Here is a 21599-nt window from a genome sequence, read left to right on the forward strand (position 1 = left end):
TGTAGCTACCACGTTATCCCAGCCAAAAGACACCCGTCAATCTCGAAAAGTCGGGGCCCCCCTCTCCCCGCGAACCGCCCGGCACGCCTCCTCCAGCCGCTGCCGGGCGGCCGCCAGCGACCGCTCCCGGGCCTCCAGCCAGCCGGCCAGCCGGTCCGCCGTGGCCTCCCGTTCCGCCAGCATCCGCCGCACCTCGTCCGGCGCCGGGCCGCCGGTGACCCGGCGCACCGCCACGAACACCGCCGGATCCAGCGCCCGCCGCACCAGGTCGTCGTCCACCGCCAGCTCGCGCCCCAGGACCTCCCGGGCCGCGGCGGCCACATCCGCGGCGGTGATGCCCGCCGCCTGGCGGCCGTGTTCTTCCGCCCGGCGCACCGCCCGGCTGACCACCCCGTGGGCCGACCGGAAATCCAGCCCCTTCTCCCGCACCAGGGCATCGGCCAGCTCCGTCACCGTGGCGAAGCTGGCGCGGGCCCGCTGCTCCAGCAGCGGCCGGTTCACCTCCACCGTCCCGGTGATGTTGGCCAGCAGCCGGAACACGCGGGCACCCACCTCGGCCGCCTGCCAGAGGTGGGGCTGCAGGTCGTCCTCGGAGTCGACGATGTCCCCGAAGGGCGTGTTGTGCAGCATGGCGATGACCGCCGCGGCGCTGGCCGCCCCGCTGCTCAGGAGCGCCCGGGCGTGCTCGAGACCCACGGGGTTCCGCTTCTGGGGCATGATGCTGCTGCACTGGACGTAGGCGTCGGCCAGCTTCAGGGCCCCGAATTCGTGGGTGCACCAGACCAGGAGGTCCTGGACGAACCGGCCCGTGTGCACGAAGGCCAGCTGCAGGGCCGCCGCGGTCTCCGTCAGGTAGTCGACGGAAGCGATGGCGTCGTAGGAGTTTTCCACCAGCCCGTCGAAGCCCAGGAGCTCCGCCACCCGGCGGCGGTCGACCGGAAAGCCCGACGTGGTCAGGGCCGCCGCGCCCAGGGGCGAGCGGTTCACCAGGTCGTAAGCCCGCTGCAGGCGGGCCAGGTCGCGGCCCAGCACGTCGGCCGCCGCCACCAGGTAGTGGGCCAGGGTGGTGGGCTGGGCCGGCTGGGTGTGGGTGTAGGCCAGGGTCAGGGTGTCCACGTGCTCGGCGGCCAGCTCGGCCAGGGTGCGGTAGAGGGCCAGCATCGCCTCCGCCACCTGGAGGATCTGCCGCCGCAGGACCATGCGGTACATCGCCACGCCCATGTCGTTGCGGCTGCGGGCGATGTGCAGGTTCCCCGCCACCTCCCCCGCCCGCTCGATCAGCAACTGTTCAATGTAAAAGAAAAGATCCTCGAAGCGCCCGTCGTACGACCGGGCGGCCACCTCGGCGGGGTCGATGCCATCCAGGGCGGCCAGGATGCGCCGTCCCGCGTCCGCCTCCAGCAGCCCCTGCTCCACCAGCATCACCAGGTGCGCCCGGTGGATGGCCAGCATGGGCTGCAGCAGATACCGCTTGGCCTGCTCGAAGATGGGCACCAGCACGGCATCGGCGTAGCTCTTTCCTGGGAACCGGCGCCCATCCTGGGCCAGAATCGCTTCCCGCAAGCAGGGCCGCCGTTCTTCCCTTTCCATGGACATCCCCATGCCCTTCCCCACTTCCCTTGCCCTCTTTCACCGGTCGAACCGGCCGGCGTGCACCGGCCCGGCTCGCCTCGTCCTGTCCTCTCGCCGCCGCACCGGAGCGACCCGCCGCCGCGCCCGCCCCTCGGCGCTTGCGCACCGGGCCGGGCCGCCCCGACCCCGGCTCGCTTGCCTCGGCCGCACGCCCGCGCCCGCCATGCCCAGGGCTACGCCTGCCACACCCGGGGCTACCAGGACCGCAGTCGCCAGGGCCGCGGTTACCCAGACCGCGGCTTCCAGGCCCGCGGCTGCCTAGACCGCGGCCGCCCCGCCCGTGGCTTCCTAGGCCCCGTACAGCGGGCGCGCGGCTTCCGTGCGCGGGACGGCCCTGCCCCGCTTTGCCAGGCGCTACCCGCCGGCCCCCGCCGGCCCCCCGCGCCGGGGCCCGGGCTCGTCCGGCAGCGGCGCCCGCAGCCAGGCGGCCACCAGGTCTTCCAGGTGGCGGGTCGCCCGCTCCACGATGACCCGGCCCTTGGCCTCCGTGGCATCCCGCACGAACCCCGCGTACCCCGCCCAGGGGGACGGGTGGCTCTCCACCAGCACGAAGGGCCGCTCCGCCGCCGGCGGGCGCCGGGGCGGGAGCTCGGCCGCCAGGGCCGGGTCGACCGAGCCCGGGTCCAGCGCCGCCGTGGCCGCCGCCTCAAAGGGCCCGCCGTGGCCGCGCCCGGGCCGCCCATCCCCCGCCTCTGCCCGGAACATGCCCGCCGTCTCCTCGGTGGTGACCATCTGCCACCAGTTGACCAGGAGGATGCTGGCCCGGAACTCGCCCGACACGGCCTCCGCCGCCGCCCGGCCGATGGCCATGTTGGCGTCGTGGGCGTTGAGCATCATCACCCGCACGAATCCGGCCCCCAGGATCCCCCGCAGCACGTCGCACAAGGCCGCCAGGGCCACCTCCGCCCGCAGGGCCACCGTGCCCGGGTAGTGGCGGGTCTTGCCGGGGCAGGCGGTGTAGGTGAAGGGCGGGTAGAGCAGCGCCGTGAAGTCGCCCCGCAGCCGCCGGGCCAGCCCCTCGGCCAGGATCAGGTCGGTGCCCAGGGGCATGTGGGGCCCGTGCCACTCCAGGCTGGCCAGGGGCAGCAGGGCAAAGTCCGCCCTGGCGATCCAGGCCTCCAGGTGGCCGCCCGGGATCCGGTGGATGGGCACCACGCACGCCGGTCCCTCCGGCGGTGCCCAGGACGGCGCAGCCGCCGACTCCGGTCCCATCTCGCGTTGCCTGTTGCGCATCGCCGTGCCTCCTCCCGCAGCCCGCGGCGCGGTCTCCCCGGCATCTCCGGGCCCCTCCGGGCTCCATGCCTGCCGGCGCCGGGAGCCGGCCTTCCCCTTGGCCGGCACGCTAACGAGCCCGGCCGGCCGCCGCGCCTCCCATCGGGCCGCCGCGCCTCCCACCCGGGCCGACGGGGCTCCCACCCGGCCCCCGGGCCTCCGGCCTGGCCGCCGCACCACCAGCCTAGATCACCGCCGGCGCCCGCCCGCCGCCGTGGAGCCGGTTGCTGATGCCCAGCACGATCAGGATCAGCACGATCTGCAGCACCCCGTAGGCCGTGGCGGTACCGAACTCGAAGGAGTACATCCGCCGGAAGATCTCCACCGAGATGGGCACGTTGTCCGGCGTGTAGAGCAGGATCGACGCCACGAACTCGCCGATCCCCTCCACGAAGGCCAGCAGCGCGCCGCCCAGCACCCCCGGCATCATCAGCGGCAGCACCACCCGGCGGAAGCTGTAGAGCCAGGTGGCCCCCAGGCTGCGGGCCACTTCTTCCAGTGACGGGTCCTGCTGGGCCAGGGCCGCCGCGGTCGACCGGAACACCAGGGGCATCAGGCGCACGAAGTAGGCCAGGGGCAGGATCCAGAAGGTCCCCACCAGGACCCGGCCCAGGGTGAGGGGCCCCGGCTGGTTGAAGGCCGCGATCAGGTTGATGGCCACCACCGTGCCCGGTAGGGCCCACGGCAGCATGATGGCCGCGTCCAGCAGCCCGCGCCCGCGGATGGGCAGGCGCAGGACCACGTAAGCCGCCGCCACGCTGAACAGGGCCGCCGCCACCGTCGCCAGAAAGCTGGTCTCCAGGCTCGTCCGCACCGGTTCCCAGAAACGCGGGTCGCTGAATATGGCCGCGTAATTCTCCAGCGTGTACTCCGGCGGCAGCACCTGCACCGTCCACCGGGCATTGACCGAAAAGGAGACCAGCACCAGGACGAACACCGGCAACAGCACCAGCACCGTGCCCAGCACCGACAGCACCATGGCCGCCCACCGCAGCAGCGGGCTGCGCACTTCGGCCCGGTGGTAGGCGACCCCCTTGGAGAGGCTCCGGTACACCCGCCGGTCCTGGTACCAGCGCATGAAAAACAGGAAGGCGATGGACACCATGGACAGCACCGACGAGAAGGCCGACGCCATGGCCAGGTCGCCGTTGGTCCGTGCCACGTAGATCTGCATGGTCAGGGTGCGGTCGACGCCAAAGAGCAGCGGCGCGGTGTACGACGCCATGGACTGCATGAACACCAGCAGCGACCCCGCCACCAGGGCCGGCGTCAGCATGGGCATGGTGACCCGCCGCCACACCTGCCAGCCCGTGGCCCCCAGGCTGCGCGCCGCCTCCTCCAGGGACGGGTCCAGCCCCTGCAGCGCCGTGGCGGTGGTCATGTAGAAAAAGGGATACATCGTAAAGGTGTGCACGGCCAGCACGCCCGCGATCCCCCGCAGGGCGAAGGGCACCTGCTCCAGGCCCAGAAGATGCTGCAGCGCCCGCGGCACGATCCCGCTTTCGCCGTAGAGGAACATGAAGGAGAGGACGCCCACCAGCGGCGGCAGGGAGATGGGAACCAGCACCAGGGTCTGCAGCAGCCGCCGCCCCGGAAACTCAAGGCGGTTGAGCAGGAAAGCCAGGCTGACCCCGACGAACCCGGCCAGCAGCACGCTGAGCAGGGAGATCCCCAGGCTGGTGACCAGGGCCTCCATGGGTGCCGTGTACTGGCGGTCGAAGAAGGCCCGGTAGTGGTCCAGGCTGAACCGGCCGCCGGCCTGGAGGCTGGTGACGAAGGTCGCCCACAAAGGATAGATCACGTAACCGCCCAGGATGAGCGCCAGCGGCAGCACCGCCAGGTACGGCACCAGCCGCCGCAAGCGGCGGTGTGGGACCGCCGCACCGGCCGTGGCCGGCCCCGGCGATCCTGCCCAGGCCCCTGCGCTCCCTGCACGGTGCCCGCCGCCCGGGGCGGCCTTGGCCTCCTGCCTTGACCTGATAGCCGGCGCTCCATGAGCGCCCGGCCCCCCGCTGCGCCCTCCGTTGCCCACCGGTCTCCCCCCTTTCCCCGGGCCTGCTCAAGCGGCCGGCGCACCGCCCGCCTGGGCGCCAGCCGCTTCGACGATGAAAATCTGCGCCGGCGCCACGGCCACCTCCAGTTCCCCGCCCGGCCGCACCGCGGCACCGCTTCCCGCCGGGAGGTCGACCAGCCATTCTAGACCCCCGGCCTCCAGGCGGTAACGGGTGTGCGACCCTGCATACTCCGCCACCAGGACCCGGCCGCGCAGCACGTTCGCCGCCCCGGCCGCCGCCGGCTGGAAAGCCTCCGGGCGGATGCAGAGGGTGACGATTCGTCCCTCATCGACGGGCACGCCCGGATTGCTGCGCCCCGCCTCGCACCAGAGCAGCACGTCCCCGGCTCGCACTTGGACCGCACCGTCCGCCCGCCGCTGCACCACCGTGGCGTCCACCAGGTTGCTCTTGCCGATGAACCCGGCCACAAAGCGGCTGGCCGGGCGGTGGTAGATGGCTTCCGGCGTGCCCACCTGCAGGACCCGCCCCTGGTTCAACACGGCGATGCGGTCCGACATGGCCATGGCCTCGGCCTGGTCGTGGGTCACGTAGAGGGTGGTGATCCCCGCCGAGAGCTGCAGCCGCCGGATCTCGGAGCGGGTGTCCTCCCGCAGCTTGGCGTCCAGGTTCGAGAGGGGCTCGTCCAGCAGGAGAAGGTCGGGCTGGATCACCAGGGCCCGGGCCAGGGCCACCCGCTGCTGCTGGCCGCCCGAGAGCTGGTCGATCCGGCGGCCCTCGTAGCCCTCCAGCTGGACCTGCGCCAGCGCCCGGCGCACCCGCCGGGCCAGCTCGTCCCGCGGCACCCGCCGCAGCCGCAGACCGAAGGCCACGTTCTCGAACACCGTCATGTGGGGGAACAGCGCGTAATTCTGGAAGACCATCCCGACCCCGCGCCGGTGGGGCGGGACCGTGGTCAGGTCGCGGTCGCCGAAGAGGATCCGGCCCCGGGTGGGGTAGTAGAACCCGGCCACCATGCGCAGCAGGGTGGTCTTGCCGCAGCCGGACGGCCCCAGCAGGGTGAAGAGCTCCCCCGGCTCCACCCGCAGGCTCACGTCCTGGACCACCAAGTTGTCGCCAAAGGCCTTGGACACGCGGTCCAGCGTCAGCGCCTTCACCGTTCCCCTCCCCCCGGCGGGGTGGGGGCGCCGGGCGGGCGGTCCCGCACCCGGCGCCCCGGCCCTCACACCACCGGCCGGCCCGCTCGTCACCGGCCGGTCTTCACGTCACTGGCCGCCCTTGCCCTTGATGTTCTGATCCCAGTACTGGATCCACTCCTGCTCCTTCTCGGCCAGCATGGCCCAGTCCAGATCCATGGGCTTGAGCTCCAGGCCGGCCAGCCACTCCGGCATCTGGGCGGGATCCAGGTCCTCCAGGGTCGGGATCTGGAACAGGTTGGACGCCAGCTCCAGGCGCAGGCTCTCGTCGAAGAGGAACTCCATGAACTTGCGCGCCGCCTCGGGGTGCCGGGCGCCCTTGACGATGGCCACACCGTCCACCAGGATGGGGGCGCCGCTCTTTGGCATGACGTAGCCGAAGGGCATGTCCTTGGTCTCGGCCTGGATCAGGATGTCCTGCAGGTTCCAGAGGCTGACCAGGCCTTCCTGGCGGGCCAGCTTCAGGTACAGGGTGGTCGGGTCGGCGGCGTACTCCTTGGTATTGGCATCCAGCTGCCGCAGCCAGTCGTAGCCGGCTTCGACCGACCCCGTCTCCTTGTACTGGCGGTAGATCATGGCCGAGTAGATGGTCCGCATGGTCCCCGACGCCGGCACCGCGCGGATGATGATCTTGTCCTTCCACTCGGGCTTCAGCAGGTCGTCCCAGTCCTGGGGCGCCTGATCCGGCGAGAGGGCGTCGGTGTTGTACATGATCACCTCGGGCAGCAGGATCTCGCCGACCCACAGACCCTCGGGGTGCCGGTACTGGGCGGGCACCTTGGCCGTCACCGACTCGGGCGCCGGAGCCAGCAGACCCTCCTGGGCCGCCAGGTCCAGGGCCTGCTGGGTGCCGCCCCACCAGAAGTCGGCCTGCGGGTTGCTCTTCTCCGCCCGCACCCGCTCCAGGATCTCCTGGGCGCCCATGTTGACGACCTGCACGTTGCCCTTGTACTCGGGGTACTTCTCTTCGAACTTGGGAATCACGTACTCGAAGACCGCCTTGTCGCGGGCGGTGTAGATCACCAGCTTGTTCTCCTCGCCGCCGCCGCTGCCGGCGCCGCCCTGCTCCCCAGCCGGCGCCGGGCCGCCGCCACCGCAGGCGGTCAAGGCCAGGGTCCCGGCCACGACCAGCGCGGCCGCGGCCTTCTTGCCCCAAAGACGCATCACGGCGTCCCTCCTGTTCCCGTACTGGCAGCTCCCGTACTGGTAGGGCGGGCCCCATGCCCCATCCCGGGGCCCGCGCTGTTCAACACCTGGTACACCGCGCCCTCGAGGCCTGCCCGGGCCCCCAGGGCCGCAAAGGCGATGGGCGGGAGGTCCGGCACGTACCGGGCCGCCACGCGGCGCAGCTCGGCCAGCCCTTCCGGGCCGATGGCCTGGGCCTCTCCGCCCAGAAGCACCCGGTCGGGGTCGATCACAGCCACCAGGCTCGCCACCGCCAGCCCCCAGTGGGCGATGAGCCGGCGGAAGAACCGGCGCGCTTCCGCGTCCCGCTGCGCCAGCTCGGCCAGGACCGCCACCGGCCTGCCATCCGGGGCGATCCCCCGGCCTTCCAGGAACCGGGCGACCGCCCGGGCCGAGTAGCGCGCTTCGAAGCAACCGAAGCCAGGCTGGACCGAACCTTCCCCGGCATCCCCGGCATCCCGGGCGTCCCCGGCGTCCCCGGCGCCAACGGCCCTCTCGGCGTCAACGGCCTCCTTGGCGTCAACGGCCTCCCCGGCCTCCACGGCATCGGGCACAAGGCCCACCGGGAGATAGCCGATCTCGCCCGCCGCGCTGGTGGCGCCGCGGAACAGGCGCCCGCCAGCCACCACCGCGGCGCCGATGCCCGTGCCCACGTACATCAGCACCAGGCACCGGGCGCCCTGCCCCGCGCCGCGGGCATACTCGCCCAAGGCCATCAAGTTCACGTCGTTCTCCACCAGCACCGGCCCGGGCAGCCGGCTCTCCAGTCCTTCCCGGACGGCGGCATCCTGCCACCATCCAACCCCCGGCGCCCGGCGCACCCTGCCCGTGTCCGGGTCCACGATGCCCGGCACCCCGACGGCGGTTCCCAGCCAGCGGTCGGGGGGCAGGCCGGCGCGCTTGACCACCCCCTTCAGCGCTTCAGCCAGCCGGTCGAGGGCCTCCTGGCCGTTGCCGGGCCGCCCGGCCGCCAGCTGCAGGTCCACCGTCTCGACCCGCACCAGGCGGCCGCTGAGGTCGGCCATGGCCACGTCGCAGCGATCCGCCTCCACCATGGCCGCCAGCACCCAGTAGGCCGCCGGGTTGAGGTCCAGCAGGACGGGACGCCGCCCGCCCGACGACCGGCCCGTCCCCACCTCCTGGACCAGATGCTCGTCCAGCAATTCCCGGACCAGGGCCGACACCCGGGGCTGGCTTAGCCCCGTGCGGCGGGCCAGATCCTTGCGGGACAGGGGTCCATGCTGGCGCAGCAGGTGAAGGATGGCCCAGCGATGCCCGGAAGGAGACGATGGGAACCGTTGGGCGGGAAACCGCCCGGCCGCACCTGCCACCCGACGCACCCTCTTCCAGCCAGCGAACCAACCGGCGAGAACTAACTTTTGTTAATGACGAAACGAACTTCGCCAGGGCGTGGTTTCGTCCTCGGGCGGGCGAATCCTTCCGGAACGAAAATCCAACGGTCCAGGGGGCAGCCCGGACCCCGGCCCCCGGACCGAAACGGCGGCGCCCCGCGGTTCCAACCCCCGGGAAGCGCCGCCTGAACCACGCGTTTCAACCCCTGCTCCGGTCCCCTACGCCGCCTACTCCGGGATCACCGGCAGGATCAGGTGCGACGGCCACGCCGGCGTGTGCCAGACCCGGTTCTCCGCCACCACCATGCGCGTCGAGGTGGCCAGGGGCTCGCCGGTGTTCAGGTTGCGGTCGTACTTGGGGAAGGCACTGGAGGCGATCTCCAGGCGGATCCGGTGCCCGCGCTTGAACACCTGGGCCGTGTTCCAGAGGTCGATCTCGAAGCGATACACCTTGCCCGGCTCCATCAGGACCTCCTTGTGCATGCCCTCCCGGAAGCGGGCCCGGACCATGCCGTCGCAGAGCCGCTGGCAGAAGCCGTTGGGGTGCACGTCCACCAGCTTGGCCATGAAGTCGGTGTCCACCGCCGATGACGAGGCGTACAGCACCAGCTTCACCGGCCCCGTGACCTCCACGTCCCGCTCCAGGGGCGGCGTCGAGTAGACCAGCACGTCGCCGCGGGTCTCGATGGCGGAGTAGTCGTCGGGACCGCCGATCTGGCTGGAGAGCGGGTCGGTGATGAAGGGTACCGGCCGCGCCGGATCATAGCGGTAGACGTCCGGCGGCTCGTCCGTCGCCGGCGGTTCGGTGGAGAGCACGCCGTCGCCGAAGCGGCTGTTGGCGCGGCCGCCGCTGTGAAGGTAGAACTTGGTCCACTGGGTGCGGGCCAGGGGCCACTCGTGCTCGTCCCGCCAGTAGTTGGCGCCCATGATGAACAGGCTCACCGGCGGCTCGTCGCCGATGCCGTTGTCGATGCCCTTGAGCCAGTAGTCCAGCCAGCGCACCTCGTAACCGTCCAGGTCGATGACGGCCTCGGGGCCGAAGTCCACCTCCCCCAGCTTGCGACTCTCGTTGACCCGGTGCCCCCACGGCCCCATGATCAGCTTCTGTCCGCGCCGGGCCCGCTCGCTGGGCGCGTGGCGCACCATGCCGGCGAAGTTCAGGGGCGTGCCGATCTGTTTGTCGTCGTACCATCCCGAGACGTGCAACACCGGCAGGTCGATCTCGTGGAAGCGGTGCTGGTAGCGCAGGGGCTCCCACCAGTCGTCCAGCGTGGGATGGGCGCAGTCTTCCCGCCAGTGCCGGCTGACGAACCCCGCCGCCTCGTCCATGGTAAGAAGCGGCAGGTGCTCGTAGACCTTCATCCAGTCGATCTTGTCCACGTACTGAAGAACCCGGCCGTCGGTCATGCGGTTCCAGCACACGTGCATGGGCCCGGGCGTGCCTGTGGGCCACTCCACGTAGGGGTCGGACGGCGTGACATGGACGATCATCGCCTTGAGGTGCGGCGGCTTCTCCAGGGCGGTGAGCCACTGGATGCGGCCAAGGTAGGAGCCACCCCATGTGGCCACGTCGCCGCTGGACCAGGGCTGGCGGGCCAGCCACTCGATGGCGTCGTAGCCGTCCCGGGCGTCGTTTCGGTAGGGGACGAACTCCCCTTCCGAGTCCCCCCGCCCCCGCACGTCCATCCAGACGAAGACGTAGCCGTGCCGGGCGAAGAAGTGGCCGTACCGCCACGCCCGCTCGGTGTTCTTGTTGTAGGGCGTCCGGGCCAGCACCACGGGGAAGCGACCCGGGGCATCGGGACGGTAGATGTCCGCCGAGAGCGTGATCCCGTCCCGCATGGGCACCCGCACGTTGAACTCGCAGCGGACGGTGTAAACCCCGCCCGCCGCCGCCCGATCACTGGGTCTGGGCATGTCGCCAAGCCGGGCCAAAGGGGAACCTCCTTCTGGCTACAGGAACCGGGCCTGCCAGCGCGAACAGACCTTTGCGTGGAGCGACGCGGTTCGACAGGCCGGGTTCCTTCCACAATCCGGATGGCAGGAGGAAGGCAAGTTGATCCGATTCTGCCGTGTCCTTATCAAGGCTTTGCGACAGTACCGGATCAACCGTCCCACGCCGGAAGACGTTCTCTCCAACGCGGAGAAAGCCCTGCTGCGGGAGACGCTGCTGGTGGCCGCAGGGATCCTGATGGTGGGTCTGGTGCTCGGCCTGTGGTGGCTCATCGACGGGAGCGTCCGGCCGTAGTTGCGGTTATGCACACTTGTGATGCACACCTGTCATGTGATGCACACCTGCCAGGACCATTAAGCGTCATTATTTATCCCCGATCCCAATTATGACCAGGCCTCTTATCTACCACCATCCATTACCCCGTATCGGCGATTGGCCACCTGTCGCCCATCGCCCACTGGTTCTCGGCCTGGCGGCGGGGTATCTCATCGCCGGCGGTAGTAGCGGGCGTAATAACCCAGCTGCTTGAGCGGTACATCATTGAGCACGACGCCTAGAATCCATGCCCCCACCCTCTCAAGAGCTTCCTTCGCCTTCTGCGACTGCACGTAATCGGAGTTCTGGGCGCTGACCACCAGGATCACCCCGTCCACGTGGGGCGCCAGCACCAGAGGATCGGCCACCATCACCGGGGGCGGGGTGTCGTAGATCACGATGTCATAGTCCCCCGCCAGGGAGGCAAAGAGCTCCTGGGCCCGCCGCGACCCCAAAAGTTCCGCCGGGTTGGGGGGCGTGGGCCCGGCGGGAAGAACCCAGAGGTTCCGGGCGCGGGGAACCGATTGCAGCGCCTCATCCAGCGTGCACGAGCCCGCCAGTACGGCCGACAGCCCATAGACATTGGGAAGCCCGAACATCGCCGCCTGCACCGGCCGGCGCAGGTCGGCATCGACCAGTACGGTCGCTTTGCCGGCGTTGGCGAAACTCAAGGCCAGGTTGGCTGAGGTCAACGACTTCCCCTCGCTCGGCAGGCCACTCGTGACCAGGATGCTCCGCAACGGCTTGTCCACGGCCAAGTACTGGAGGTTGGTGCGAATCATCCGGTACGCCTCGATGGCAGGGGAATGAGCCTGAATCCCTCCGATCATCCCCGCCTCTGCGCCTGCCGCCGGCTCCCCCCTTCGCTGGCGCCGGAACCCCTCCAGCCTTCCCCGCCGTGGCCCGCCGGATTCGCGTGCCGGTACAGCATGCCCTTCAGCCAAAAGCTTTGCCTCCCCTCGATCGTCTACAAGGTCAATATGTCGAATCCCGCCAAGACAGGCAAGTCTAGGCGGAGCCTACGGCAGCCTTATCCCAAAAAGATTCAGCATTCAGCGGTCGCCATACCAGGACGCCCGGCATGAGCCGTAGCGAGGGTACTCCAAAGGGGGATCTCGAACCGGCACAGCGGGTCGGTGATGAAGGGCACCGGCCGGGCCGGGTCATAGAGGTAGACGTCCGGCGGCTCGTCCGTCGCTGGCGGCTCGATGGAGAGCACGCCGTCGCCGAAGCGGCTGTTGGCCCGGCCGCCGCTGCGCAGGTAGAACTTGGTCCACTGGGTGCGGGCCAGGGGCCACTCGTACTCGTCCCGCCAGTAGTTGGCGCCCATGATGAACAGGCTGACCGGCGGCTCGTCGCCGATGCCGTTGTCGATGCCCTTGAGCCAGTAATCCAGCCAGCGCAGCTCGTAGCCGTCCAGGTCGATCACGGCGTCAGGGCCGAAGTCCACCTCGCCCAGCTTGCGGCTGGCATTCACCTGGTGCCCCCAGGGCCCCATGATCAGCTTCTGTCCGCGCCGGGCCCGCTCGCTGGGGGCCTGCCGCACCATGCCGGCAAAGTTCAGGGGCGTGCCGATCTGCTCGTCGTCGTACCAGCCCGAGACGTGCAGCACCGGCAGGTCGATCTCGTGGAAGCGGTGCTGGTAGCGCAGGGGCTCCCACCACTCGTCCAGCGTGGGGTGGGCGCAGTCCTCCCGCCAGTGCCGGCTGACGAACCCCGCCGCCTCGTCCATGGTCAAGAGCGGCATGTGCTCGTAGACCTTCATCCAGTCGATCTTGTCCACGTACTGAAGAACCCGGCCATCGGTCATGCGGTTCCAGCACACGTGCATAGGCCCGGGCGTGCCCGTGGGCCACTCCACGTAGGGGTCCGACGGCGTCACGTGGACGATCATCGCCTTCAGGTGCGGCGGCTTCTCCAGGGCAGTGAGCCACTGGATGCGGCCAAGATAGGAGCCACCCCAGGTGGCCACGTCACCCGTGGACCAGGGCTGGCTAGCCAGCCATTCGATGGCGTCGTAACCGTCCCGGGCGTCGTTACGGTAAGGGACGAACTCCCCCTCCGAGTCCCCCCGCCCGCGCACGTCCATCCAGACGAAAACATAGCCGTGCTTGGCAAAGAAGTTCCCGTAATGCCAGGCCCGCTGCGAATTCTTGTTGTACGGCGTCCGGGCCAGGACCACGGGGAAGCGGCCCGGGGCATCGGGGCGATAGATGTCCGCGGAGAGGGTGATTCCGTCCCGCATGGGAACGCGGACGTTGAACTCGTGGCGAACGGGGTAAACAGGACGGGATGGATCCCGATTACTGAAGAGGGACGACCGGGACGACGGCGACCCGTTGGAAGCCACGGAGGGTTGGGGCGTATCACCAAGCCAGGCCAAGGCGAGTCCTCCTTTCTGCCTTCCGGTGGTAGGACCGGCATCCCACCCGCAGAGCCACGTTTCCGGACCTCCAGCATTGGGGAGGTAGCCAATCTGGCAACAGGGCACCACCGTGGAAATCTGTATAGACACCAATCAACAGCTTTCGAGAACATCAATCATTCTTGACAAGTTTTAGATTCACGGAGGAATAGGCGTTGGGTAAGTTGTTCCGCGTTGTCGTCAAGGCCCTGCGCGAAAGCCGTAACGACCGTCCAACCCCGGAAGAGGTTCTTTCCGGTTCCGAGCGAGCCCTCCTAACGGAAGCTATGCTGGTGCTCGCGGGAATCACCGCTGTGGGCGGATTGCTGGCCATCTGGTGGATGGTGGAGTCGCTCGGGTTCCGTTGAAGGCACCTAGACCCTAGAAAAAGTGCCGGTCAAACTCAGGACCGGCATTTCTTTATCTCTATCTCTACCGTGTTCTCCTTTTGGCCAGCGGCTCGCTTGGCTACCCCCCGACCTCCGACCTCAGCGCCGCCGGTAATAACGGGCGTAATAACCCATCCGCTTGAGTGGCACGTCGTTCAGGATGACCCCCAGAATGCGGGCGCCGACCTTCTCCAGAGCCTCCTTAGCCTTCTGAGACTGCACGTAGTCAGAGTTCTCGGCACTGACCACCAGAATCACGCCATCCACCTGCGGTGCCAGTACCAGGGGATCCGCCACCATACCTGGCGGCGGAGTATCATAGATCACGACCTCATAATCATTGATCAGCCCGGTGAATAGCTCCTGGGCGCGACGTGACCCCAGCAGCTCTGCCGGGTTGGGCGGTGTCGGACCGGCGGGCAGGACCCACAGGTTCTTGGCACGGGGCACAGGCTGCAGCGCCTCTTCCAGGGTGCAGGAACCAGCAAGGACCGCGGAGAGGCCATACACGTTCGGCAGCCCGAACAGTGCCGACTGCACCGGCCGCCGCATGTCTGCATCGACGAGAACGGTTGCTTTCCCGGCGTTGGCGAAGCTCAAAGCCAGGTTCGCGGCAGTCAGAGACTTACCTTCCCCCGGCAGTCCGCTGGTGATCATGATACTACGAAGCGGCTTGTCTACTGCTAGGTACTGCAGATTCGTACGGACGAGCCGGTAGGCCTCCACGGCCGGGGAATGCGACTGTAGCCCGCCCAAAAAGCCGGCTTCGTGACCTTCATCCGCAGCACGGAACCGCTCCGAGCCGCTCGACCGGTACCGTAAAGCCAGGTTTTGGTGCTCAGCTCCGAAAGCTTCCGCCAAGGCGGCGCCTCCCTTCTACAGGTCAATATGCGGGATCACGCCGAGGACGGGCAAGCCAAGTCGCCTTTCGACGGCAACCTCGTCCCTGATGCGGCGGTCGAACATCTCCAACGCAAAGATAACTCCGGTCCCCACCATGAGGCCTAACACCGACGCCAGCACAAGCTCTAGCACTGGCCGCGGAGTCACGGGCTTCTCCGGCGGTGCCGCGGGATCGAGCAGGACGAGCCGCTCTTCCTGCATAACGTCCGCCGCCACACGCGTCATAACCTGTGCCGCGGCGGTGGCGATCCAGGCCGATTCTGCGGGCGACCCTGCCCGAACCACGACATCCAACGTTTGTGATTCCTCGTGTGCTTCAATCCGAACCCTCCTTCGGTACTCACTCGGGGACCAATCTAGCTTGAGCTCTTGTAGAACAGCAACCATAACCCTCCGACTGGACAGGATTTCCTGATAGGCCGGGACCAAGTTGCGGTACAGTTGCAACGTTTGCAAATCCGTGACCGCCTCGTTAGGAGCCAGGACGATGAGCCGGGCCTTGGCTTCGAACTCGGGCGTAACAATTATGATTCGCACCACCGCCACCAGAATAGAGAAGACTACCAATAGCGCCACGGTTCGCCAGCGCCGGAATATGGGCGACATCAAGTCGCCAACCGAAACACTGGCATCCCCAACTTCCCAACTCAACTAGACCACCTCGCATCACAATAAAGCCTACATACCTAAAGGACTCACCTGCAACATTCATTCACAATAATACCGGTACCCGGCCCCTTCCTTTGAACCTAGAACCCTTTTTCTCTCGCCTTCGGTCCTTCCCAAACTCCAACATCCTGTCGCGTGCAAGTTCTCAATCTCACAGCACCCGCGAAGGGACCGTAAACCTTGCATTCAGAACCACTTCCACCACAACGCCACTAATTAGTCGTCATGTTACCACCATAGCCTTCCATAATGCTGCCTTAAGTATTTCATTGCCCTTCTAGACAGAATACGCCTGGGTTGCGGGGCACCAATCCCCTCTTTAATTGCTACCCAAACCATGTCTGGTCGTCGGTACCGAACCATCAATTCGGAACCCATATAGACTATCCATGACACCAGGTACACTACTCTATAAGGAAGCGGTAGGTACCTTCTACCAACCCACAGATGATTGCGCAAGCCATAGAATGCTTTCCATTCTCTTGAATAACTGCTCGTGGCCACGCAATGCCGAACCTTAATTCTGGGATTATAAAGGATAGTCCATCCGGTTTCGATTAGCCGAAATGCTAAGTCCAACTCTTCGCATCCATACTTCATGTCCGCACCATACAATCCCACAGCATTCAAAACGGCACGCCGAACGGCATAACCTCCACCGTTGAAATAGGAAACATACCCTTCCTGACTGACGATATTCGGATCCCGCCGTATCGCTAGCCTCGAAAACGGCACGTGTAACGTGCCACCTGGATCGTCGTAAATGTAGAATGCAATAAGACCAATAGAGCTGTCGCGGTCAAGCGCATTAACAACCTGCACCAGCGCATCATCATCGACAAATGCTGCGTCATCGTCTAGTACGACTAATACAGAGCCCTTTGCTTCCTCAGCCAGACGATTACGTGCTCCAGAAACCCCCAACCGAGCGTCGGTACGTACATATCGTATAGGTAAACTCTCCGAAAAACTTTCAGCGACCTCGCGAGCACTAATTTCTGGCGCATCATCTAGCACCACTACCTCTACATTCCAACCTGGCGGACGTGCCTGCCGAGCAACACTAGAAAGACAGTACCTTAGCGCATCAGGACGATTCCTCGTAGCGATTAACACCGACAAAGCCCTTACCATTCGACCACTCCCTTCTCACGCTTTCTCCGCCCAATCTCGACTTCCGGATAATGTTACGAATGCCATGCTCAATGCCGCTCGCAGCTGGAGGTAGAAGCATCAAGATAACAGGCATTCTGTGTCGTACCGCGCCCACTACATGGTACTCCACGATCGCCATTGAGATAGCCACCATCGCCACGCACGCCATCCACACCGTCTCCCTACGTTGCTTTTGAGTGACAAAAGAACAAAGACCGGCCAAAATCACCAAGCTCGAAAAGACGGCATCCAAGGCCGCTACCACCATTTGAAACGGTCTATCACTAGTACCGAACGGCGACAGCAAGAACCAAAGCAACAGCTTTGGAGCATCTTTGACTACGTCCACCCACGATGTCCATTGGACTTGGCCATATACCTTGTCCTCACCGTACCGGATGACTGCATAGTTCCTTTCCCAGGCAATCCTCTCAGGGGAGAGAAGATGATCGAGGTTCAACAAGCCCATTACCCACCGCCCGGCCCACACCATTGCTACGCTACCGAAGACCAACATTGGAATTCGCCACTGAGACTTTATTCTTGCAACCACAAAAACCAGATGAACTAACAGGACTACAGGTAAAAACTCGGGCCGCAACAGTACGACGCACAATCCGCCCATAACCGCCATAAACAGATGCATACCTGTGCCACGCGACGCTCCGTAGATAAATAGAGACCACGTCATCAAGAACATCGACTCCCGAACAGGCGCACTGCTGTATCGTGCGAGCGCTGGCCACAATAAAAACAGCATACCGAAAATAAACAATACTCTAACGTTAGCCCTCAAAGCCAACTCGCGATATGCCAGCCACGAAACACCGGCGGTTAACGCATTAAAAACTCCGTTAAGCATGACAGAGACTATGGGATCCGGCCCAAACGCCAATTGCAAAGGAGCATAGACTACATAATAGAATCGGACGGCCAAATTGTCAGTTCTCAGCCCATCTACGAATTGGCTCATGTACAGCTTACTATCCGGGATATCTGGTGCCATTGCCATAGCATTTTGCACGATATAGAGCAACACTGGTGCCAGAGAGATGAGAATGAATAACATCACACACGCGTTTTGAGTCGACTGTCCCCCAATCGTTCGTTCCATATTGACCTCACCGAACGCCCTCATCTGCAGCGTGTCATTCACCGACTAGCATTTGAATCAGTTCAAGGTACCTCGTCACTGCCGCTTGATACGAAAACTCCTGAGCACGCTCAATCAACACAGACCTATTATGATCTTCACTCAAGGCACTGAGCATCGCATCACTCAGAGCTTCGGCGTCTCCAACAGGCACAAGCCTACCATAGACGCCCCCAGCTAAAATCTCGCGTGGACCGTGAGGACAATCTGTTGACACAACGGGGAGACCGGCCGCCAACGCCTCTACCAGCACCATGGCGAATCCTTCCCATCTGGAAGACAACACGAACAAATCTGCACGTGCAAAATATTTATATGGGTTCGAAACAAAGCCAGCCAACCATACAGATGACTCGAGCCGCAACTCGTGAACAAGGGCCTCAAGTTGCGGGCGTTCCTCACCTTCACCGAGAATCACTAGTCTCATAGGCGTTTTCCGACAACTCTTTGCAAATGCTCTAATCAGGTTCGGAAAGTCCTTCGCTTTCGTAAGGCGGCCGGCCCCTATTACCACCGGGATGTCCTGGTCGTCCTGAAACCATGGGTGATCTACGGATTCCCTCATTAATAACTCCATCTCGGGAGTTACGACGGGATTGTAAATCACATACGTCTTATCCTCAGGCAACCCATGAGCCAATAAATCCCTCTTCACCCCCTCCGATACCGCCACAATAGCATCCGCTTCGGCATAGAATCGCCGAACAAGCATTGGCATGACACGTCCCTGCAAATTTCTCGCATTTTTCGAATGAATTGAGAGCGTGCTATGCTCGGTCACGACCACCTTACACTCACTCTTCGCCATACGACGCGCCAACAAAGCCACGATGTTGGCGTGGTCCAACGCCGAAATCAATATGCTTGGCCTGACTTCGTTAAGGTATCGTACCAGCGGCCTTATTGCCAATAAGGTTCGCCGGACATTCAACTCGATCAGCCGTACACCCGGGGCCAGATATTCGCGCATTGGACCATTTCCATCAAGGACAACTAAATCTACCGTTACACCGCTCTCCGTGAAGCCGCGGGCCAAGTGTACAAATACTCGTTCCGCACCAGCTCCTCCAAGGTTCGGTATGAACAGAGCTATGCGCTCCACCATCGCCGCCTCCAATTGCGTCTTCAATTCTAGCAACCTGAGTAATGCCGCGCCGTGTACGCCGTTGTCCTATGACTTAACGTTTTCCTTGCAGCCCCTTCCCAGCAACATTACGGTACACCAAGCTATAAATTCTCCTCTCCTTACGGAACTTGAGCTTTACTACGTCGTCTAACGTCATGATTTCCCCGTTCTACAGAAACATGAGCAAAAACCAATACCTGTCAAACGTTTTATCGTGCGACGATCCCGTGGCCGGGGTCAACGCCGCTGTGGATAACCCACAGTCATATACTGCCATGAAAACCTGGATAACCATCACGCTAACACTTTCTTCTAACCGGCGTGCCGTCCGTGTACCATGCGTGTATGAATGCATTGAGCAACGCGCATGAACGGAGAACTTAAAGGTGCGAAGGCCCCAATATATATCATGATGGACAACGGCACCATCCATGTCGCATGATTCCACGCAATTCGAACAGCAGTCTTGGCTGCTGTTCGAAAACGCATTTGTGCAGCAATACTGCCGCGGAAGTATTGACCCTTGTGGCGACGGTGCCGCGCTACGATTACAGGTAAGCACGACACTGGCCCGTATCGCATACACCGCTCGATGGCATCGTAATCAATTGCACAGCTTAACGTCTCATCAAAACCACCAATCAATGACAATATCTCCCGTCGATACATTACTGTGGAGTGAACAATAGGATTTCCCAAAGAAAGCAGGCTCTTAATGCGCCAACCACCTTCGGGCGGGCACCGCCTTCCAAGGATACGACCATTTTCGTCAATCAGTTCAGCCCATCCGCCTACCAATACAACATTGGGATTGCTACGCAAAAATTCCACCTGAACTTCGAGGCGATTGTTCACAGATATATCATCCGCGTCGTTGACGGCAACAAAAATCCCACGACAGTGTCGCAGCCCCAGATTCAACGCAGCGGCCCGCCCCACGCGCTGAGCGCATATCATCCTGAAACGTTTGTCTCTTTCGATATAGGATTGGATGATTTCTCTGGACCGGTCCGTCGATCCATCGTCGACGATTACTACTTCAAAGTCACGAAAGGTCTGATTCCTCAACGACTCAAGGGCATCTGGTAAATACCTTTCACCATTATAAACAGTCATGAGCACACTCACAGTGGGCATCTTGTGCATCATCTCTCATCTCCATGGCCTCGATCGAGTGCAAACCAAAGTCCTTAAAGGGTACGCGATCCGTGCTGTCAGGTCTCTCGTCCGCGGATCAGCCGCAAAATCTGAAGTGAGAGGCCATGCTCGACTCTCCAACGGTAACGCCTCCAAAGTCTCCGTGCCCCTATATTTGCACCCATAGAATGATCCATTCGCCCTGAAAGCCAATACATCACATACCGAATCGAGTAACCGCCTTCCCGCCCCTACTCGGTTTCTATGGCGGGGTAGTGCTACGGTGTGCCAAGTCTCTCTAGGATCTAGACTCGTCATGCACATTCCATATCTGGTTAATCAATTCCGGATATCGACGCTGAACAACCGCCTTGTTAATGCGTAGTTACCGTTCGAGTCAAAAGCAGAACACCTAGCCCAAGTCCCCATCTAATTTAGAGCAAGTCCCACCCTAAATCCTGCCCGTCATCAGTGCACGCCCCGTACGTTAACCCCCGTGTGCGTATACGAGAGTAACACACTCGCCACATAGTGGGGAGAGACCTACCTACGGCCAGATATGCCGGCTGAGGACCATACCTCCAGACGTAATCGTCGTGTGATCCGCTCGGCTGCCTTGCTGACGCTCTGCGGGAATAACATTACGGGAATCGTCCAGAACATGATCAGCAGGTCGAGACCGAGTCCCCACCGTGTGATGTAGAGCAGATCAAACCGGAGCTTTGAATCGGGGTCGGTATCGTATCGTCCCAGTACCTGGGCCAGTCCCGTGATCCCGGGCTTGACGGCCTCCCGGGCCCGGAACATCGCATTACGCCCTGCAAACTCCATCACCAGTTCGGGACGCTCCGGCCGCGGGCCCACCAAGCTCATTTCTCCCCGCAACACATTGAGGACCTGAGGCAATTCGTCGAGCCGAGTCGCTCGCAACCACTTTCCGACGCGAGTCACCCGCGGGTCGTCTTCTTGGGCCCAGACGGCACCCGTGAGCTTTTCGGCGTCCGGTACCATGGTACGGAATTTGATCAGTTCGAAAATCTTCCCGTCACGGCCCACCCGCCGCTGGCGGTAGAACACAGGTCCCCGGTCCTCCAGCCAGATTAGGAGCGGCACGATCAGGAGGACGGGAAGGAACGCGACTAACTAAAAGCAACAGCGCTCCAGCCAGATCCAGGGTCCGCTTAACCGCTCTGAGTTCAATCGGCAATGCCAAACGATACACGGTCATCAACGGTATGTCACCGACGTGAGTCAGCCGCCCAGAAGCCATCAAGATCTCATACGTATTGGGCACGACATAGAGGTCCACCTGATGCCGTAGCGCCCAACTCACGATGCGTTCCCGGTACTCCATTGGGACATCAGGGGCAAGGACCACACGGTCAGTCGCCGGTGGCGCCTCGAGGAAGTCAGCCGGCGTCAGCGCATGGCGAATCGAAACGTAGTCGGGTAGTCGTGCCTGCCACCCAAGGGGGTCGGCGGACACAAGGGTGACGTGGTGTTGGTAATACGCGTGCTTTGCACGGCGTACGAACGGAATCCGCCATACAGAAAGGGAGATCGCGGTGAGGGTACCCGCGGTCACCTCCACTGCTCTCGAAACCCCACGATCAGGCACATAGAAATAAAGGGCGGCCATGGTGATAAGGACCGACCACAGAGTCGCCGTGGTGACATCCCGAGCTAACTCCATGAAGGGCCGGTGCAGGTCGCGATAACCCCTGTAGAGAGCAAGGAGAACAATG

The 21599-nt window shown here is 64.1% G+C and carries 17 protein-coding genes and 1 pseudogene; 2 read left to right on the forward strand and 16 right to left on the reverse strand.

Annotated features, from left to right (window positions below):
- Positions 1-36: 36 nt before the first annotated feature.
- The 7 genes from argH to THESUDRAFT_RS07210 all read right to left on the reverse strand — a co-directional run bounded on the left by argH (position 37) and on the right by THESUDRAFT_RS07210 (position 10584).
- Positions 37-1596: an argininosuccinate lyase gene (argH, locus tag THESUDRAFT_RS07180; protein WP_242823269.1), complete on the reverse strand. Its 1560-nt coding sequence runs from the start codon at positions 1594-1596 to the stop codon at positions 37-39.
- A gap of 390 nt (positions 1597-1986) precedes the next feature.
- A complete protein-coding gene (locus THESUDRAFT_RS07185) occupies positions 1987-2865 on the reverse strand; it encodes a creatininase family protein (RefSeq protein ID WP_006904100.1) in 879 nt (292 codons plus the stop codon).
- 223 nt (positions 2866-3088) lie between these two features.
- Positions 3089-4765, reverse strand: coding sequence for an ABC transporter permease (locus THESUDRAFT_RS07190; protein WP_156821750.1), 1677 nt, complete (start codon positions 4763-4765; stop codon positions 3089-3091).
- Positions 4766-4963: 198 nt separating this feature from the next.
- A complete protein-coding gene (locus THESUDRAFT_RS15030; protein ID WP_006904102.1) occupies positions 4964-6073 on the reverse strand; it encodes an ABC transporter ATP-binding protein in 1110 nt (369 codons plus the stop codon).
- A 108-nt stretch (positions 6074-6181) separates the two neighbouring features.
- Positions 6182-7276, reverse strand: a complete 1095-nt coding sequence (locus THESUDRAFT_RS07200; RefSeq protein ID WP_006904103.1) for an extracellular solute-binding protein — start codon at positions 7274-7276, stop codon at positions 6182-6184.
- Positions 7276-8628: an ROK family transcriptional regulator gene (locus tag THESUDRAFT_RS07205; protein ID WP_006904104.1), complete on the reverse strand. Its 1353-nt coding sequence runs from the start codon at positions 8626-8628 to the stop codon at positions 7276-7278. Before THESUDRAFT_RS07205 ends, THESUDRAFT_RS07200 begins: the two co-directional genes overlap by 1 nt.
- A gap of 249 nt (positions 8629-8877) precedes the next feature.
- Complete coding sequence (locus tag THESUDRAFT_RS07210; RefSeq protein ID WP_006904105.1) at positions 8878-10584, reverse strand: CocE/NonD family hydrolase; 1707 nt, start codon at positions 10582-10584, stop codon at positions 8878-8880.
- Positions 10585-10705: 121 nt separating this feature from the next.
- Between THESUDRAFT_RS07210 and THESUDRAFT_RS07215 the strand changes: the two genes are divergently transcribed.
- The gene (locus THESUDRAFT_RS07215; protein ID WP_006904106.1) at positions 10706-10897 is read left to right on the forward strand and encodes a hypothetical protein; all 192 of its coding nucleotides are present in this window, start codon (positions 10706-10708) and stop codon (positions 10895-10897) included.
- Positions 10898-11088: 191 nt separating this feature from the next.
- Here the strand turns inward: THESUDRAFT_RS07215 and THESUDRAFT_RS07220 are convergent, their stop codons facing one another.
- Positions 11089-11700 (reverse strand): CpsD/CapB family tyrosine-protein kinase, encoded by a 612-nt coding sequence (locus THESUDRAFT_RS07220; RefSeq protein WP_242823270.1) that lies wholly within the window; start codon positions 11698-11700, stop codon positions 11089-11091.
- Positions 11701-11963: 263 nt separating this feature from the next.
- Positions 11964-13301, reverse strand: coding sequence for a CocE/NonD family hydrolase (locus THESUDRAFT_RS07225; RefSeq protein WP_006904108.1), 1338 nt, complete (start codon positions 13299-13301; stop codon positions 11964-11966).
- Between the two features lie 197 nt (positions 13302-13498).
- Here THESUDRAFT_RS07225 and THESUDRAFT_RS07230 point away from each other — a divergent pair, with 197 nt between their 5' ends.
- Positions 13499-13690 (forward strand): hypothetical protein, encoded by a 192-nt coding sequence (locus THESUDRAFT_RS07230; RefSeq protein ID WP_006904109.1) that lies wholly within the window; start codon positions 13499-13501, stop codon positions 13688-13690.
- A 120-nt stretch (positions 13691-13810) separates the two neighbouring features.
- Here THESUDRAFT_RS07230 and THESUDRAFT_RS07235 read toward each other — a convergent pair whose 3' ends face one another.
- The 7 genes and pseudogenes from THESUDRAFT_RS07235 to THESUDRAFT_RS12325 form a co-directional block, all read right to left on the reverse strand.
- Complete coding sequence (locus THESUDRAFT_RS07235) at positions 13811-14572, reverse strand: CpsD/CapB family tyrosine-protein kinase (protein WP_006904112.1); 762 nt, start codon at positions 14570-14572, stop codon at positions 13811-13813.
- Positions 14573-14587: 15 nt separating this feature from the next.
- Positions 14588-15265 (reverse strand): YveK family protein, encoded by a 678-nt coding sequence (locus THESUDRAFT_RS12320; RefSeq protein WP_006904114.1) that lies wholly within the window; start codon positions 15263-15265, stop codon positions 14588-14590.
- 246 nt (positions 15266-15511) lie between these two features.
- Positions 15512-16417, reverse strand: coding sequence for a glycosyltransferase family 2 protein (locus tag THESUDRAFT_RS15280; protein WP_006904115.1), 906 nt, complete (start codon positions 16415-16417; stop codon positions 15512-15514).
- Positions 16371-17552, reverse strand: a complete 1182-nt coding sequence (locus tag THESUDRAFT_RS13445; RefSeq protein WP_006904116.1) for a hypothetical protein — start codon at positions 17550-17552, stop codon at positions 16371-16373. The genes THESUDRAFT_RS15280 and THESUDRAFT_RS13445 overlap by 47 nt, the downstream gene beginning before the upstream one ends.
- Before the next feature lie 34 nt (positions 17553-17586).
- Positions 17587-18696, reverse strand: a complete 1110-nt coding sequence (locus tag THESUDRAFT_RS07245; protein WP_006904117.1) for a glycosyltransferase — start codon at positions 18694-18696, stop codon at positions 17587-17589.
- 333 nt (positions 18697-19029) lie between these two features.
- Positions 19030-19866: a glycosyltransferase family 2 protein gene (locus tag THESUDRAFT_RS12905; protein WP_083855375.1), complete on the reverse strand. Its 837-nt coding sequence runs from the start codon at positions 19864-19866 to the stop codon at positions 19030-19032.
- Between the two features lie 531 nt (positions 19867-20397).
- A pseudogene (locus tag THESUDRAFT_RS12325) lies at positions 20398-20985 on the reverse strand (sugar transferase); the annotation flags it as partial.
- Positions 20986-21599 lie beyond the last annotated feature (614 nt).

It is taken from the genome of Thermaerobacter subterraneus DSM 13965, from assembly GCF_000183545.2.
GTDB classification, from domain to species: domain Bacteria; phylum Bacillota; class Sulfobacillia; order Thermaerobacterales; family Thermaerobacteraceae; genus Thermaerobacter; species Thermaerobacter subterraneus.